Raw genomic sequence first — 16,041 nt, forward strand, 5'->3', positions numbered from 1 at the left:
GCCGTACTCGGCGTGCGGTCAAGGGGTTCTGTTCAATATGGCCGTTGTGGTCTGATTTGCCAGCCTCGCCGCTGTCACCGGAATCACAATATGAGAAGGTGGCGCACGACACGGCGGGGGCCTTCGATGAAACGGCAGCCGTAGAATGCGGCAAAAATTTGCCCAGCCTGATCGAACTGACATCAGACCCCGCGGCATTGAGGAAGTCGTCCATGACACAAAGGAAGCAGTCGACAGGCCGGCTTGAGTCGCTTGTCCGGATGCACTGAACCAGCGCGTCGGGTACCCCCCTCTCCGCGATCTTTTGAGCACAGAACGGGCATTCGCTGAGGTTTGCCAAGCCTCCTCTCGACCCGTTGCGGACTTCGGTAGTACTTAATCAGAATGGCCGAATACCGAGCCGAAAGCGGCTTTTTGACCGAGCCCGCGACATGCGTTTCAGCCGCTGCAGGTGCTCCTCAATGAGGGCAAGGTCGCAATATAGCACAAGTGGTCGCACTTCACGTTTCAGAACGCCCGCTAAGCTGAAGCGCGCGCGGAACATCGCGACGTTGCAGCGATTGGGTGTACAAAGCGGGAGTCAATCGAATGTCAGCCATTGCGCGAGATCCTGTTTTAAATAGCACCCTGCCCTCCGACCCGCGGATCAGTGCGGCCGGCCTTGAACGTCGAGCGGTGCACGGCCGGAGCAGCCCTTTCACAGCAGCCGTCGCCAGCGGAACGATTGCGAGCCTGACGACGACGGCGGTGCTCTCCCTACTGGCCAGATTGGAGGGACGGAGCATTTTCCAGCCAGCCAATGCCACGAGCCATTGGCTTCATGGCGAGAAAGCCGGCCACGTCAGGGTCGCGGACACGAAGCACACGTTGGTCGGCTACTGCACTCATCACCTGTCGGCGATCTTTTGGGCTCTGCCCTTCGAAGCATGGCTTTCGGCCGACCGCTCCGGGAAAGCGACCTTCACACTGCGCAAGGCGGCGATAACTGCCGCGTTTGCCTACCTGGTCGACTATCACCTGGTTCCGGAGCGGCTGACCCCCGGTTGGGAGACCGTTATCTCGAAGAGATCGATTGGACTGACCTACGTCGCAATGGCGCTCGGTCTGGCGGCGGGAGCCATGGTGTCACGGTCGCAACGCCCGAATGCCGACAAATGAAACGTCCTGACCGGCGCCGACGGCGGCATTGCGGTATCCACCTGTCGAGACGACCTCTTAGGCAGTCAGCGATACCTGCCCATCAGCTTCGATCCGGCGCGAGATTGCAGATTTCCAGCTTCGGTGCATAGAAAAGATGCCTCGACGCATGCCGCCATAAAGCAGTTCCTTGCGGAACTCACATATTCGGCGTGACGCAATGCTTCGCGACAGGCTCGAACGGCACGTGCGTGCAGCGGTCCATGGCTCGGCCATTCGTTCTCCAGGAAATCGAGGGCATCATACGGCCCACAGAATTGACGTCTCATGCCGTTTTGCAGCGTTACCCACAGGGGTCCACGCCAAGGCGCTTCCTTCATTTTCGGACCTCCTCAAAGGTCGTACTCAGAACCGCCAACCCATCCTGTTCGTTCCCTACACTACAGTGATTCTTTGCCGGTGGTTGCCATTCCGGTCCGACTGCGTTTCACTGGCGGCCCTTTCCTGCTCCTGGCGACTCCGTTGTCCGACTGTTCCTGAGAAGCGGCGCCGACGCCGCCTTGGCGTTCAAGTTCCTCGGTAGCCTGCTGCCAGTGGCGCTCATGGTCTCCGTCAAGTCGGCCCTCGCGCTACCAAATCTCGTAGGCACGCCTGCGAACACGTTCGTCCATTTCGTTGTCGGTTCCCATCATTTTCTCCCTGTTACTTGCGCAGCAGATGCTGCGTCCCTCAGATTCTTCTCGTCGGGATTGCGCTCCTTTTTCGATGGTGAGCTCTTTGCCGGCTTTGGAGAAGCGGCCGATTTGTTGTCTTGCGCGCTCCTTTTCAGTTCTCGTTCGATCGTTTCCCGAGAGCCCTCGGCCGGGTCTTCGCTCCGTTTCTTGCCGTCAACCATGATTGCTCCTCCGGCTCTGATGATCGGTGCGAAAAGCAGGTCCGTGCAAACCAAGCAAAAACGAAGATGTTCCCCCCTCTCAGATGGACATGCCGCTCCGACGAAGCCCGTAACCTTTGTGGATGCTTCGGGTTCGATTTCCGCAAGGACAAGAACGAAAGGCACGCCAACCGTGGCTTGCGGTGCCGCAATCCATCGCGGGACACAGGCTGCATCCGGTTCAATACGGGCCGGGGCTCCATTGCCGACACCTAAGTGTTTGACGAACCCCAGAATTGAAGTGGTTCGGAATTTCCTTCGATGCAGTCTGTTCCGGACTTCATCTCTGCGCCAGGTCGGGGTGCAAGCCGGCGTTTTGTATCGACGGAACTAAATTGAACAGTGCGCGTTTAGTACCGCCGCAAATGGCAGATATACGTAAGGAAGCGGTGTTCTGAACGCCCCCAAATGAATGCCGCTCCCGGTTTTTCAGTCCATGGCTTGTAAACAAGGCAGTGTCCGTTTTACGCGCGGGCACTGCTTAGTCGCGGCAGCTCCGCCGAAGCAAGCGAGACGCGAAGCATGATGATATTCGATGACGACGTGGAGGCGGCGCTAGCTCTCGCCTCCGAAGAACTCCAGATGACGCGGGAAGAGCTGATGCGCGTGCTCGTTCGCGAGTGCCTGGAGTCATATGCTTACCTGCCCCTCAACGACGACGAGGGCAGCGAGACTGCGGGAGGCGCCTAGGTATCGCCGCGGAATCACACCGCTCTTTTGCGCCAAGCTGCCACCGTTCAGGCGAACCCTGATCCTCTTAAACGGAGGAGCCGCAGCTTCCCGCTTTCCGTCCAGGCGATATTCCACCTCGGCGACCAGCAGCGTCTGAACGAAGACGCCGCCGTCGCAATGATCTCCTCGAGCGATTCCGCGCATCTTCGCCAACTCGGCATATTCCAGCCCCTGCCGCAGCCGCCGACATATACAAGCTCGCCACCTTTCGCGCTCCCAGCGGCAGCCGACCCATCGCACCTTCATCCGTTCTCAGCGCGGTTCTCTACGGACAGCGGCGGAACCTTCGGCGTCTTAGCCGGACGAGCTCGGTCAAGCCGGCGGTGCCACAGCCGGAACACTGTATGTCAGGCAGCCCGCTGCGGGAGCACCGCCGACCATGATCGCGCCACTTCGATAAAGCTGATAGGCCAAGACAGGAGACTCAAATCTGACGACCCACAGAGTTCCGCTGGCATCCGTCGAGACCACGGAGCCGTTCGCGGCAGCGATCGCCTGCACTATCGCGCTTGCCGAGTTGTTTTCGCCGAACAGAACCGCTTGGGGCGAACCTCTCGCTGCCGGAAGCAAGCTGGCGACGGCAGCGCCGATGGCGACCGCGGACAGACCGAATATCAGAACGGTTGGACGCGACCGTAGCGGTCCTTTCGGGAACCGCCAGCCAAGCAACAGCGGCCCGATTCCGAAGACGGCAAACCAAAGCAGGTCCCAGAAGAGCGGGTTTGGGCTGTCCATCTTGACGCGGTGCAGGCCGAGCAGCCAGTGCGAAAGAACCGCGTCCAAGACGTGCCAGGCACCGAAACCCATTAAAGTCCAAGCCATGGCAGTTCCGACGGTGAACTCAGACATCTCCGGGTCGCGGCGCTGCCGCCACAAGAGCCCAAGGCCGACGAGCAGCAGGACATACATGGCAAGATGAAAAATGCCGTCGGCCATCACCTGGAGCCGCAGGTCGGCCGCGCGACTCGCTAAGCCGGAGAGCAGGTGATGCCATTGTAGAATCTGGTGCAGGAGTATCCCGTCGAAGAAGCCACCGATCGACACGCCAAGGGCAAAGCAGCCGATGAGCCGTGATCTTTGTGTACGGGGCAAGTTCATCCCTCCATCATCCGGCCAACCGGGTCGGCGACGGGAGCGGTGCAACGTGCCCGCCACCAATTGCCCGACGGCATACTCGTGCTCAAACGGCGTGTTGCTTTCGTCTCACATCTGTTCCGCTTGAGCGCCGCTGTCCGGCTTTGCCCTGGCAAGGATGGGCTTCTGTCCCATCGCCATCGTCGGAACAGATTTGAAGCTGCCCTTGCCATCGATGGACTGGCCCTGCGACCATCGCCCAGCTACGGCGTCGGTGCCGTCCTGCTGGTATCCGAGGAAGGCGTAGCTGAACTCCAATTGTTCCTGCTCCTGGGGGAAGCTGTTCGGGATGGGAAAAGCCCCCGCCTGGCCGCCAAGGTCTTCGAGGGCCGCAAGCCACTGATTCTGATGCATGGTGTCCCTCGCAATGAGGAAGGAAAGCATGTCCTTCATGCCAGGATCGCTCGTCATTCCGTAGAGCCGCACGGCCAGCACGCGACCGGTCGCTTCTGCCGCGACATTGGCGGTCATATCCGCAGCGATGTTGCCGCTGGCATAGATGTGGGACATGTCGAAGGGCACACCATCCGAATCGACCGGCATCGCTGCCAGACCGGAGGACAGCAGATTCTTGAGATTGATGCCGCCGAGGACTGCACCGCCGACCGGATCGGCCGCAACCTCCTCGCGGATGCTCAAGGGTGCGCCCTCGAGGTTCAGCGCGACTGCCGTCGCCAGCATCTCGATGTGACCAAGCTCCTCCGCGGCGGTATTCATCAGGAGGTCGCGGAACTTGGTATCGCCGCGTGATCCGCAGGCCTGGAAGAAGTACTGCATGGCAACGCGAATTTCGCCCTCGACGCCGCCAATCGCCTGTTGCAGCGCGCGGGCGAACAAAGGGTCGGCGGTTTCCACTCGCACGGGGTATTGAAGCTTGCCGTCGGTAAAGAACATCATCGCCTCCTCGGTGAAAAGCGCCTAACAAAACGCCTGGAGCCTTGTTCCCGGGAGAGGGAAATCCGTTGCCCAGCCTACGGATTGGCGGTGATCAAGCGTTGCCGCGGCGATGTTCGAATGGCTGACGCCGCTTGCATCGACCAAATAGACTGCGCCACTGCCTATCACCTTGAACTTGTGTCCCTCCTCGAGCCAGGATGAAATCAAGGCGAACTGGTCGAAGCTCACGGCGGAGCAGCAGAACCAGATCAAGCGGGATTGCAACACGATGCAAACCGCGGCGGCCGCGGGAGGCGGAAGCGCATCAGACTCAAGCGGGTCAGCGGCTGGAACTACGCCCAGGTTTCGGGTGAAACCACTGCAAGCACGACCACTGGATCAACGTCATCCGGTTCGGCAGCGGGCACTTCCGCCAGCGGCGGCACGATGACGGTCGCGCAACTCTGCACCATGGTCAACTCGATGTAGAGCTGGCCAGCGGTATCGCGGGAGACTCCGGCACTCTCGCGATACCGCCATCCGCAGGGGCAAATGCTTCTCAAAGCCAGACTCTATAGCCCTCACGTGTGCTGGTGAGGCTCATCCGTGTGCCGCCCACCATATTGTTCGTCGAGTTCTTTGATAAGGGTTTGGCCCTTCTTGCGATCCACCAGTTTAAGAAGCTCGTCCAGCTTTGCTTCCATTCGATCGGAACCCTCCTTCGATTGGGGAGATCCCACGAACAGCAGGAAGGCTAGCCCACCAACCTGCCAGAGCAACTGAAGGAATTCCGACTGCCAGTTTTCCAGCGTGTCGCGCGACATCTCAATGATGTAGCCGCCGGAGTCTGCCGGTTGCCCAAGAGCGCTCTGCTCGTCGACATACGCGAACCAGCCGAATATCCAGTGGCCGACGATGGACAAGGCAAAAAAAGCGAACGTGATCCAGGCATAGCTATAGGCTCGCCAGATGGATCGTGATTTCGGTTCGATCATGGGAAGACACCCTTGTGCTTTGCACATCCAGTTCTGTGTACGTCAGAGAGGATGCAATCCTATGGACATTGCAATTTGCAGATCCAACGACGCCGCAGCACCTTTGTTCCTCCACGCTGGTTCAATCGAAATTGTCATCCTTCGCAGGCTAACACGAGCGCGCCGGCGCCGATCGACCCGGTAAGCTCGCGCAATGCGTTCCGTCTATTGCCCAGCCAGTTTCTGGGCATGTTCGAGGTGACGCTGAACAATCGGAGATGCCTTGGCCGCATGCGCTTTCAGGGGCTCACTGTCGCCGGTTTGGGCATAGCTTTGCATGAGCTTCAGAGCCTCCTGGTGCGCCATGAGTTGGGCTTCGATGTAGGCCTTGTCGAAAGCATCGCCTTGCGCATTCTGGAGTTTGTTCAATTGTGCGGCGTGCTTGTCGATCATCTGGGTCGGAACAGTGATTTTTGCGTCTGCGGCGGCAACCTTCAGCTCCTGGCTCGCTTTCGTATGGTCGGCGACCATCATTTCAGCGAACTGCTGAACACTTGCCTCCTTGCTGTTCTTGGCGGCGAGCTGGCCGGATTGCACCTCGAACATATCGGAGCTCGCAGCCATGGTTACGAACCCCTCCGACGACATCTGTTGCGCGTTGACGTGTGACGCACCGGCTATCAGTGCAGCGGCGATGGCGATGTTGATCACTCGCATGTTTACCTCCGGGGGCTTGGCTTGCGAAGAATGTTCCCAACCTCAAAAGAGCTATGATGTTCCCCGCACGCGTCACCTCTTAAATTCGCTGGAGCTGCGGCTGCGTCAGCAGACGTACTTGACGAAATCCGACGCTCGGCAGGCGCGTGTAGCTGCCGGGCGGCCGCTTTCCGAAACGACCTCCGGAAACGCATCAATGCCGTCGACGCACTAGGGCAATCAAAGCCGGAGCGTGACTGCGACGAGCCTCCGCAAACGGCATCGCTGCTTCTATGCCGTCGTCTATGAAGGATCGTCTCACTACCTCCGCTGTCCGAAGCCTCGACAACGCCGCACGGCAGCCTCTGACGGCTCGGTGGAAGCGCCTCCGATGGTTCGGCCACTCGTGTTCGAAGAAGTGGAGCGCGTCATAAGGGCCGGAACGGTCGTTCTATGCCGTTCTGAAGTTTTACCGAGAAGGGTACGCGCCAGGATCTCCTTCACTGGAACCTCATCGGTCAGCCCAATCGACTGACGAATGTGCAGGTTGTGTCATCCACGGGTGCATTTTCATATCAGCCGGAATCGCTTTGCGTGCTGCAAGGCCGCCCCTGCTATGCTAGGCCTCGAATTAGGGGGTGAATACAAATCGTGCAACGCTGCCTCATCAAAGCGGCTTTCATGCTCGGAAATTTTGGGCAAAAAGCCCCAAAAAGCGGATTGTCGAGGCGGCCTGGTGTGCTCGCTTCGCAGCGGCCCGAACCACAGCAGAACCACTGCCGCCTCCAGCGGCAGGGCCATGACGACGATGAGCACCACGCCTTCCATGGGCCTCTTCGAGGAGCGAAACGCTCCATTAGTGTTTGGCGGTCAACCCTTGCTGATCGCGTTCGAGGAACTTGCGGGTGATAGCGGCAGCGTGTTCGTCGAGCCATTGCGCCATGGCGAGCTCCTGCTGCAGGATTGTTTCGCAAACCCGTTTGGTCTCCTGGTCGCCGGCATAGTCGGCCGCGGCGATGAGGATCTTGTAGCTGGCGATTTCCATCTGCTCGAAGGTGTAGCTGGCAAGCGAGCCCTTGACGACCTCGTCATTGACGAACAGTCCACTCAGGCCTTGGCCGAACGCTACAATCTTCCCAGTGATGTCCTTGATACTGGAAGCGCCGCCGGTCCGTTCGAGGCACCGATCAAGCATGACGATCTGATCGCGGGTTTCCTGAAGGTGTTTGTCGATCCGTGCTTTGAGCTCGGGGTAGTTTTCCAATCTTGCGGACTGGCTGGTGAGCATTGTGATTGCCTGCTCTTCCATGGCGCGTGCATCCCTTAGCCAGGCATGGAGATGATCGGCCGGTGTGCCCATTGTCCCTTCCTTTCGCCCTCACACTTCATCCTTCCTGCAACGTAGAACCTGAGGCCCCGGGAAAAGGTTCCGTTCCATGATCACGGCTCCACAGCATCAGCGGCACATGAACTGGCGGGGACGGTATGATGCACAGGAACTTCCGGATCAACTGCTTGTTAGAACGGCAATTCGATCGCCACTGCGACGTTAGGCCCCTCAGGAGTCAAGATGCGCATGATCTTTGGAGCAGTTGCCGGCCTATGCGCCACGATGGTGATGACAATGGCAATGCGCCGACTATACGCCATGCTGCCCCCGGGTGAGCGCTATCCGCTTCCTCCGTCGGAAATCCTGGTGAGCCTGTGCGGTTCGACGAATGACAGAGCGCATACCACTCGAACAGTTTTGGCCCATTTTCTTTACGGAAGTCTTTCGGGCGCCATCTACCCGCTCGTCCGAAGCAAGCTAGAGGGGCCAGGCTACGGCCTCGCGATCTGGGCTGCGAGTTACCTCGGATGGATCCCGGCCGCCGGGATACTTGCTCCGGCGACAGAGCATCCCTTGTCACGCAATCTGCTGATGCTCGTCGCACACGTCGCGTGGGGCACAGCGCTGGCGGCGGGCTTTCGCGAACTAGAGCTCTCTCGAAATGACATATTCACCCGAGATCCGGCGCCTGACGTCCGCTCGCGACAAATCACCTGACGCCGAAAGGCATTCCGACGAGCTGAGCTGGGCTGAAGCGCAACCTCCTTCGGCCGGACGACCACTCAAGTTTCTGCTTCGTGCCGGAACATCTTCCTCTTTGCTCGGTTCTTCTCCGGTCAGCGGGTGACCGAGGAGGCTACCATGATCACTCCCGAGGAATTGGAAGACCGTATTCGTCGACGCGCCCATGAGATCTGGGAGCGCGAAGGCCGGACCTATGGAAATCACGAGGGCCACTGGCTCCGAGCTACGAAGGAAATCGAGGACGAAGAGCAGGCCAAACTTCCAAAGAGAAACCGCCGGAAAGCACCGTCGCCGCACTAGTTTGGTGACGCCGGCGCCGATCAGCGCCGAGAGGAGCGTATGTTCGCTAGGCTGCACTTCGTGCATCGAAAGAACAGAGCAGCGCCCAACTGACTTGACCGCGATCCTTGAGCGGGCGTCCATGCACTGGGAAGCACGGAAAGGCGGGTTCCACCAAGGCAGTCCTGTTCTTGTCAGCGCCAGCATATGCGAGGAAGCAATCTCCACTCCTGCAACTCAGGGCTGCCTGTACTCACCGCCCGTTCGTTCGGCGGCGGGTCTCTCCGCGTACTTCCCTCCCTCAGGCACGGCCACACGGTCGAAATTAGAGGCGAGCCGATGGAGTGCGTCACGCATCTGCACGCCCTGCATGGCAGGGCCGTGACCGGTGACCACCCTGTCGGGCTCAAGCGATGCGAGCAGTTCGACCGAGCTGCGGGCATTGTCCCAATGCGTCGTGTAGTACATCGGGGGACCGTGCATTTCCGGCTCCTGCACCGCGACGGCATAGGCGGACTCCTGCCGCGTCGTTATGAAGGCGTCTCCCGCGACGATCGTCCGGTCCGCCTCTCTCCAGAACGACACGTGACCAGGGGTGTGACCGGGCGTGTGAAGCCAGCGCCAGCCCGGCATATTCGGGACGCTGCCATCATCCGGTAGATTTTGTAGCCAACGGCTCACATCGACGGGGCCGCGCGGATAGAGCGGGGACAGCATCGACATCAGGCCGCCGCCAACGGAGGGGTCTGGCGGAGGATAGGCGGCGCTGCCGTCGAGATAGGGTCGCTCGAGCCCGTGCGCATAAACGGGAGCCTCCCATTGATCGGAAATCTCTTCGAGAGCGCCGACGTGGTCGAAGTGACCATGCGTCATCACAATTGCGGCCGGCCGTGATTTTGCACCGAAACGTTCCTCGGCGGCCCGGGTAATGAGGCCGGTCGTCCCCATCACGCCGGCGTCGATCAGAACCCACTTGCGATCGCCGGCACCCGGGCTTCCGAAGAACACGACATTGACAATGCCAAGGCGCCGGTAAGCGACGTCGGAGCACAGCTCCAAGGTGCCGTCGTCATTTGCCGTGTTGCTCGGCGGGTTCTCGGCGCGACTATGTGGATCGAGCGGTACTTGCTGGGCCATTTTCCCTGCCTCCTTCCGCTGGATAGAGAGGTGTCGAACCATCGCCGATGGGATTGGTTCCGAAGGGTCGGGTCACTCGCCGCATTTCGATCCTGACAGCCGAGGAGCAACGCACTGTCCAGCTCTTCTCGGCCACAAAAACGGAAGTCGGCCCCAAAAAGGCCTGCCACAGTGGGCCGGCCAATCCGCTCTAGGAGTAGAGAGCGGGGGAACAACATTCGAGGCCGCGTTGCCGAGCCCGCGTGGTCTCAGTCTAACGATCATTCCGCCGCGCGTGTCGGAGCAGCGTGGCGTAACGGCACTACTCATGCGCTACAGCTTGCTCGGGGCAGGCCGGTCTGTTGGCCATTGCCAAAGCGAGACCGTCTAGATCAGGACCACGCCCGCCGCGAACATCGGGTTGGTCCTCATTCGACCCCGCCTTCCTACCAGTTTCACTAAAGCGTCCGATTTCATTCGCTGCCGGCTTTGTCCACTCGAACGGTTGGACAACCCGACATCCATAGAGAACCGGCTGGCAAGCACCGGGTTCCAAGTGAGACACTATGCGCGCCTGAGTGTCCGCTTCAATCCTCGCGGACTACACCTTGGTAGAGGGCTATGGGGCACGCCTTCCTGCTGGAAATAATGTGTAGGCACCTCCGTCTGTTCCAAGGGGATACATTTATGAGTTAATCGAGAACAGAGCGAGAATTCTGGTTTTCCTCTGGCACCTCGAAGCGCCACCAAGCTTGCAACCAGCTCTGGACCAGGCGGCTGTTAATTATTCAGTGCCCTCATGGTCGTCGGCGGTCCGCGCTTTGCCGAGCATAGCGCGACGCAATGTTTCCGCATGCTCGCGACCTTCATCGGCCCGCCGGCTGTTGACTGCGGCAGCGGCGTCTCGACCGCTGCGCCGCGCGTCTTCGGCCATTTTTTCACTGAGCGTCACCCTTTCCTCGATGATGCGTAGCGCAACCCGCATCGCCTCGTCGACGGAACCCTCGGACTCGGCCGCCAGCGTGTCGGAGGTGTAGGCATGGCCGACCTGACAACGGAAGCGGAGCGGCGGCCAGCTCTTGACCTGTGAAAGAACGCCGCCGCAGGCGGGGCAGGACATTGGAACGACATCGGCCATCATTGCGATCCTTTCAGCGTCGACCTGCCGGCCAAGGGCGATATCGACCTCGAGCCTGAGGTCGTCCGGCACGGGAACCGGCGGCCCGGCCTCCTCGCTCGTGAGCTTGACAAGGAGTTGAGGCAGATCCGCAAGTGAAGCGCGATAGTCGACGTCGCTCGCCTTCAAGGCTCCGAGCGGCATGTCGGGCGCCGCCGCATCCTGCGGATTCTGCACCACGGTAACGCCGCCGCAGCGCTTCAGATCGGCAAGACCCGCCGCACCGTCGTTCAACATGCCGGTCAGGACCACTCCGACCGCTCGGGTGCCATGAGTCATGCCGACGGATCTGAAGAGGGGATCGACCGCCGGCCGGGCCAGGTTCTCGCGCGGTCCCCGACCAAGTCTGACAACGCCGTCGACGACGAGAAGATGGTGGTCTGCAGGTGCCACATAGACACGACCAGGCTCGACTCGCTCGCCATCGTCAGGCATTGTGACGGGAAGGGCCGTATGCTCGCTGAAGATATCTGCGAGCAGATTGTTTCCGCGCGCACCGACGTGGATGACGATGAACACGGCGGCCGCGAGGTCGGAAGGAAGCCCACCGAGCAATTGCTTCAGGGCGGCAACCGCTCCCACCGACCCTCCAATGGCTATGACATCGCGGCGGCCCATCGCATGCTCCATTTGCCCTACAACGTTCCACGAGCGGATAGGTTCGATGTCGAGTTGATTGCGCGCCCTTCATCCTGGCAGGCAAGGGAAGATTTTCCCAAAACCCCTATTGGGTCCTTTCATCCGCTGCTATAAAAAATAACGCTGGGGCCGCCGTTCGAAGTAGAATGGCCGCCAATTTCGAATCCCGCAGTGGAGGCACGTCGAGCCGAGATCGTGGCTGATCAGGCGATGTTGCCGGGAGGTTAAGCATGGACCAGAAATTGGATCCGCCGATTGTCGGAATTGGGGCTTCTGCAGGAGGCGTCCAGGCACTTCAGACCTTCTTCGATCACATGTCGACCGATACCGGCGCGGCTTTCGTGGTCATCATCCATCTTGATCCGCGTGCCCGCAGTGAGCTCGCCAATATCCTGGCGTCCCGCACCCAGATGCCGGTGACGCAGGTCGACGACACGGCGAAGCTCGAGGACAACCACGTCTACGTCATTGCGCCGAATCGGCGGCTGAAGATTGCCGACGGTACGATTGCCGCGCTTGAGTTCGAAGAGACGCGCGCGGCTCGCGCTCCAATCGACTTTTTCTTTCGATCGCTCGCCGAACACAATGGGACCGGCTTTGCCGTCATTCTCACCGGTGCAGGTGCAGATGGTGCGGTCGGCGTCAAGGCCATCAAGGAGGCCGGCGGCATTGTCCTGGTGCAGGATCCGAACGAGGCTGAATATGCCTCCATGCCCCGCAATGCCATTGCGACCGAAGTGGCCGATTTCGTGCTTCCCGTCACCGAGCTTTCCGAGCGCCTGATCGAGTTGCTCGCCAGCCGCGACGCACTTCCCTCCCACCCGATCCGATCCAGCGACGAAGATCTGCTGGCGCGAATCCTGGCGCATGTGCGCGTTAGGACCGGTCACGATTTCTCGCAATACAAGCGGGCCACGATCTTGCGCCGCATCGGCCGCCGGGCGCAGGTCACCAGGAAAGAAACGCTTGCCGACTATTACGCCTATATGCGCGAGAATCCGGAAGAAGCGCAGGCGCTTTTCAGCGATTTCCTGATTTCGGTTACGACGTTCTTTCGCGACCCGGCGGCGTTTCAATCGCTGGCCGAGAACGCCATCCCGCAACTGTTCGACGGGAAGGAAGCCGGCGACAGCATTCGGGTCTGGGTTCCCGGTTGCGCCACGGGCGAGGAAACCTACACGGTCGGCATTCTTCTGCTCGAGGAAGCGGCGCGCCGCGATCTCGCGGCCGACATCCAGGTCTTCGGCTCCGATCTTGATGTCGGCGCTCTGGCGATCGCCCGCGAAGGGCGCTTTCCCGCGACGATCGAAACCGACCTTAGCGAGGAAAGACTGCGGCGGTTCTTCCAGCGGGAAGGCGATCATTATCGCGTGCGCCGGGAGCTGCGCGACGTCGTGCTGTTTGCCAGCCATAGCCTGCTCAGGGACCCGCCCTTTTCCCATCTCGACATGATCTCCTGCCGCAACCTGTTGATCTATCTCGATCGGCAGCTTCAGCAGCAGGCCTGCCAAACGTTTCATTACGCCCTCAACCCGGGAGGCTTCCTCTTCCTGGGGTCGTCGGAAAGTGCCGACAACCCGAACGGGCTCTTCCGCACGGTCGATCGGGAGGCACGCATCTACAGGTCGGTGCCAGGCGCCGGCGATCGCCGCCCGGTGCTGCCCGTGCTGCTCGGTGCGCACCATGGGGTGGAGCGGACACCGGTGGTCGCACGACCGCCCTTGGCGGCCGGGAGCGTCAGTGACGCAGCCTTGCACCGGCAGATGCTCGAAAAAATCGCCCCGCCAAGCATGGTCGTGGATGAAAGCCATCGGGCGGTCCATCTCTCCGAGAACGCCGGCCGCTTTCTGCAGCCATCCGGCGGACCGGTCAGCACCGATGCCACGGACCTCGTGCGCGAGGAATTTCGCTTCGACCTCCGGGCGGCGCTGCACCGTGCCTTCGAGCGCAACGAAGCGACGCTCAGCATGCCGATCCTCGCTCACCTCGATGGACACCCTCATCGCGTCTATCTCCAGGTAAAGCCGGTCCTTCAAGGAACCGACCCGACGCGCCATGCCCTGGTGTTGTTCATCGAAGGCGATGTGCTGGACCCTTCCGAAGACGCCGTCGAGTCGTCGAACGGTCGCGTGCCGACCAATCTGGCGGTCCGGCAATTGCAGGAGGAACTGCAGCTCGCCCAGAACCGGCTTCGGGCGACCAGAGAGGAATCGGAAGCGGCCAACGAGGAACTGCGCGCCGCAAACGAAGAGCTCCAGTCGATGAACGAGGAGTATCGGTCGACGGCGGAAGAGCTCGAGACGAGCAAGGAGGAACTGCAGTCGATCAACGAAGAGCTGCAGACTGTCAACAACGAGCTCAAGCTGAAGCTGGAAAGCGTGTCCCGTGCGCACAGTGATTTGCAGAATTTGATGGCCGCGACCGATGTCGCGACACTTTTCCTCAACCCGTCGCTCCGCATCAAGCGCTTCACGCCGCGCCTGATGGAGATTTTCAACGTCACCCAGAATGACGAAGGACGGCCGATCACCGACTTTACGCATCATCTCGAATACGAGAACCTGGCGGAAGATGCGCGCTCCATATTGGAGGACCTCGCTCCTGTCGAACGGGAAGTCAAGAGCCGCAACGACGGTTGGTATCTCGTGCGGATGCGTCCCTATCGCACCATCGACGACAAGATCGATGGAGTGGTGGCGACATTTGTCGACGTGACCCAGCGCCGCAAGGCCGAAGAGATGGCGCGAGAAAGCAAGCAGCGCCTCGAGCAGGAAATGCGGCTGGTCGAGCTCTCACGCTCGCCGATCTTCGTGTGGGATTTCGACGACGGCATCAAACAGTGGAATCGAGGCAGCGAGGAGCTTTACGGCTATTCGCGCGAGGAGGTCGTCGGGAAACAAAAGGAAGAGCTGCTCAAGACGGTCGTGCCGGGCTCGTCATTCAACGTGCTGCGGCAGGCCCTCCTTGAAAAGGGCCATTGGAGCGGCGAACTGAACCATACGACAAAGGACGGGCAGGTGCTGACGGTGGAGAGCCAGATCGAGCTCCTGCCGCTCGGCGACCGACGCCTTGTCCTCGAAAGCACCCGCGACGTCACAGACCGCAAACGCTGGGAGCGGCGCCGGCAGCTCCTGCTGAACGAACTCAGCCACCGCGTGAAGAACACGCTTGCCGTCGTCCAATCCGTGGCGCGGCAGACGCTGCGCACCACCCACTCGAGCGAGGACTTCGTCGAGCGATTTGAAGGGCGCCTCGACGCCTTGGCGAGCGCCCACAAGCTTCTCGTCGATTCGGAATGGAGGGGCGCTGAGCTTGGTGCCCTGGCGCTCAGCCAGCTCGAAGCCTACGCGGGCACCGACGGGCGCAGGCTGCAGATCGAGGGGGAGCCGGTCATGCTGACGCCGGACATCGCCACGCCCTTCGGTCTCGTCCTTCACGAGCTGGCCACCAACGCAGCCAAATACGGTGCGCTCACCACGGCAGACGGGCAGGTCAGCCTCCGCTGGAAGGTGGGGAACAATGACCGGCGGCTGGTTGTTACCTGGGAGGAACGCGGTGGTCCGCCGGTCGAATCGCCGGCCGAACAGGGCTTTGGCGGCGTGTTGATCGAAAAGAGCTTGCCAGGAGCGACGGTGCACCGTGATTTCCGGCCAGACGGCGTCGTCTGCACAATCGAGATCAAGCTCCCGGAGAGTCCGCAAAATGGAGCGGAAAGCTGATCATAACCTGCCTCTTGCCGGCGCCAGAATTCTGGTGGCGGAGGATGAGATTCTGATCGCGCTCGACATGGAGGCCGCATTCCGCGATGCCGGCGCCGACATTGTCGGACCATGCATGACGCTGGAAGCCGCCTTGGATGCGGCCAGAAACGAGCCGCTCTCGCTCGCCGTGCTCGATATCCGCCTTGGTGATGTGACGACCGAGAATATTAGCGATTTGCTTGCCGAACGCGGCATTCCATTCCTGTTCTATAGCGGCCAAAAGCTACCCGACGCGATGGAGCAGAAATGCAACGGCGCGGTGGTGGTCGACAAGCCGGCCACACACAGCGATCTCGTGGGCGCTGCGGCGAGAGTGCTGGCGAGCTAGACATTCGGTCCGTACCTTACTGAGAAGCAGTCCTCCGGTTTTCTTCTCCGCCAGGGCCATATTCAAGGTAGCTCAAAATCCCCGTAACGGCTTGCTTGTACCGCACAGCGGTCACTCCGCATGTCCACCATAGATTTCCGCCCTCGACCCGACTGCGACGTGAGCCTGAACCGGAACGATCGAC

At 60.6% G+C, this 16,041-nt stretch carries 16 protein-coding genes and 1 pseudogene; 6 read left to right on the forward strand and 11 right to left on the reverse strand.

Going from position 1 to position 16,041, the window contains the following annotated elements:
• Positions 1-675 precede the first annotated feature (675 nt).
• Entirely contained in the window at positions 676-1,158 is a 483-nt protein-coding gene (locus NXT3_RS20835) for a hypothetical protein (protein ID WP_104840257.1), read from the forward strand.
• 65 nt (positions 1,159-1,223) lie between these two features.
• Here NXT3_RS20835 and NXT3_RS20840 read toward each other — a convergent pair whose 3' ends face one another.
• Both NXT3_RS20840 and NXT3_RS31750 read right to left on the reverse strand, forming a co-directional pair.
• A complete protein-coding gene (locus NXT3_RS20840) occupies positions 1,224-1,517 on the reverse strand; it encodes a DUF982 domain-containing protein (RefSeq protein WP_072597431.1) in 294 nt (97 codons plus the stop codon).
• A 308-nt stretch (positions 1,518-1,825) separates the two neighbouring features.
• The gene (locus NXT3_RS31750; protein WP_158665374.1) at positions 1,826-2,032 is read right to left on the reverse strand and encodes a hypothetical protein; all 207 of its coding nucleotides are present in this window, start codon (positions 2,030-2,032) and stop codon (positions 1,826-1,828) included.
• A 561-nt stretch (positions 2,033-2,593) separates the two neighbouring features.
• Between NXT3_RS31750 and NXT3_RS32080 the strand changes: the two genes are divergently transcribed.
• Entirely contained in the window at positions 2,594-2,761 is a 168-nt protein-coding gene (locus tag NXT3_RS32080; RefSeq protein ID WP_199773374.1) for a hypothetical protein, read from the forward strand.
• A 354-nt stretch (positions 2,762-3,115) separates the two neighbouring features.
• On the opposite strand, the gene NXT3_RS20850 is transcribed toward NXT3_RS32080, so the two are convergent.
• The 7 genes and pseudogenes from NXT3_RS20850 to NXT3_RS20885 form a co-directional block, all read right to left on the reverse strand.
• The gene (locus NXT3_RS20850; protein ID WP_234828130.1) at positions 3,116-3,895 is read right to left on the reverse strand and encodes a DUF2243 domain-containing protein; all 780 of its coding nucleotides are present in this window, start codon (positions 3,893-3,895) and stop codon (positions 3,116-3,118) included.
• A gap of 111 nt (positions 3,896-4,006) precedes the next feature.
• The gene (locus tag NXT3_RS20855; protein ID WP_104840344.1) at positions 4,007-4,831 is read right to left on the reverse strand and encodes a manganese catalase family protein; all 825 of its coding nucleotides are present in this window, start codon (positions 4,829-4,831) and stop codon (positions 4,007-4,009) included.
• A 563-nt stretch (positions 4,832-5,394) separates the two neighbouring features.
• On the reverse strand, positions 5,395-5,808 hold the full coding sequence (locus NXT3_RS20865) for a DUF6766 family protein (RefSeq protein WP_104840260.1): 414 nt from the start codon (positions 5,806-5,808) through the stop codon (positions 5,395-5,397).
• Positions 5,809-6,012: 204 nt separating this feature from the next.
• The gene (locus tag NXT3_RS20870) at positions 6,013-6,504 is read right to left on the reverse strand and encodes a DUF4142 domain-containing protein (RefSeq protein ID WP_104840261.1); all 492 of its coding nucleotides are present in this window, start codon (positions 6,502-6,504) and stop codon (positions 6,013-6,015) included.
• A 193-nt stretch (positions 6,505-6,697) separates the two neighbouring features.
• Positions 6,698-6,865: pseudogene (locus NXT3_RS20875) on the reverse strand (DUF982 domain-containing protein); the annotation flags it as partial.
• 188 nt (positions 6,866-7,053) lie between these two features.
• Positions 7,054-7,311: a hypothetical protein gene (locus NXT3_RS20880; protein WP_104840262.1), complete on the reverse strand. Its 258-nt coding sequence runs from the start codon at positions 7,309-7,311 to the stop codon at positions 7,054-7,056.
• Positions 7,312-7,339: 28 nt separating this feature from the next.
• Positions 7,340-7,843: a ferritin-like domain-containing protein gene (locus tag NXT3_RS20885; RefSeq protein ID WP_104840263.1), complete on the reverse strand. Its 504-nt coding sequence runs from the start codon at positions 7,841-7,843 to the stop codon at positions 7,340-7,342.
• 210 nt (positions 7,844-8,053) lie between these two features.
• On the opposite strand from NXT3_RS20885, the gene NXT3_RS20890 reads away from it, so the two are divergent.
• The gene (locus NXT3_RS20890) at positions 8,054-8,530 is read left to right on the forward strand and encodes a hypothetical protein (protein ID WP_104840264.1); all 477 of its coding nucleotides are present in this window, start codon (positions 8,054-8,056) and stop codon (positions 8,528-8,530) included.
• A 144-nt stretch (positions 8,531-8,674) separates the two neighbouring features.
• Positions 8,675-8,857 (forward strand): DUF2934 domain-containing protein, encoded by a 183-nt coding sequence (locus tag NXT3_RS20895; RefSeq protein ID WP_104840265.1) that lies wholly within the window; start codon positions 8,675-8,677, stop codon positions 8,855-8,857.
• Positions 8,858-9,073: 216 nt separating this feature from the next.
• Here NXT3_RS20895 and NXT3_RS20900 read toward each other — a convergent pair whose 3' ends face one another.
• Both NXT3_RS20900 and NXT3_RS20905 read right to left on the reverse strand, forming a co-directional pair.
• Positions 9,074-9,973 (reverse strand): MBL fold metallo-hydrolase, encoded by a 900-nt coding sequence (locus NXT3_RS20900; RefSeq protein WP_104840266.1) that lies wholly within the window; start codon positions 9,971-9,973, stop codon positions 9,074-9,076.
• A 763-nt stretch (positions 9,974-10,736) separates the two neighbouring features.
• The gene (locus tag NXT3_RS20905) at positions 10,737-11,747 is read right to left on the reverse strand and encodes a chemotaxis protein CheB (protein ID WP_104840267.1); all 1,011 of its coding nucleotides are present in this window, start codon (positions 11,745-11,747) and stop codon (positions 10,737-10,739) included.
• 251 nt (positions 11,748-11,998) lie between these two features.
• Between NXT3_RS20905 and NXT3_RS20910 the strand changes: the two genes are divergently transcribed.
• Positions 11,999-15,487, forward strand: coding sequence for a chemotaxis protein CheB (locus tag NXT3_RS20910; RefSeq protein ID WP_104840268.1), 3,489 nt, complete (start codon positions 11,999-12,001; stop codon positions 15,485-15,487).
• Positions 15,471-15,857, forward strand: coding sequence for a response regulator (locus NXT3_RS20915; RefSeq protein WP_104840269.1), 387 nt, complete (start codon positions 15,471-15,473; stop codon positions 15,855-15,857). Before NXT3_RS20910 ends, NXT3_RS20915 begins: the two co-directional genes overlap by 17 nt.
• Positions 15,858-16,041 lie beyond the last annotated feature (184 nt).

Source organism: Sinorhizobium fredii (assembly GCF_002944405.1).
In the GTDB taxonomy this organism is placed as follows: domain Bacteria; phylum Pseudomonadota; class Alphaproteobacteria; order Rhizobiales; family Rhizobiaceae; genus Sinorhizobium; species Sinorhizobium fredii_C.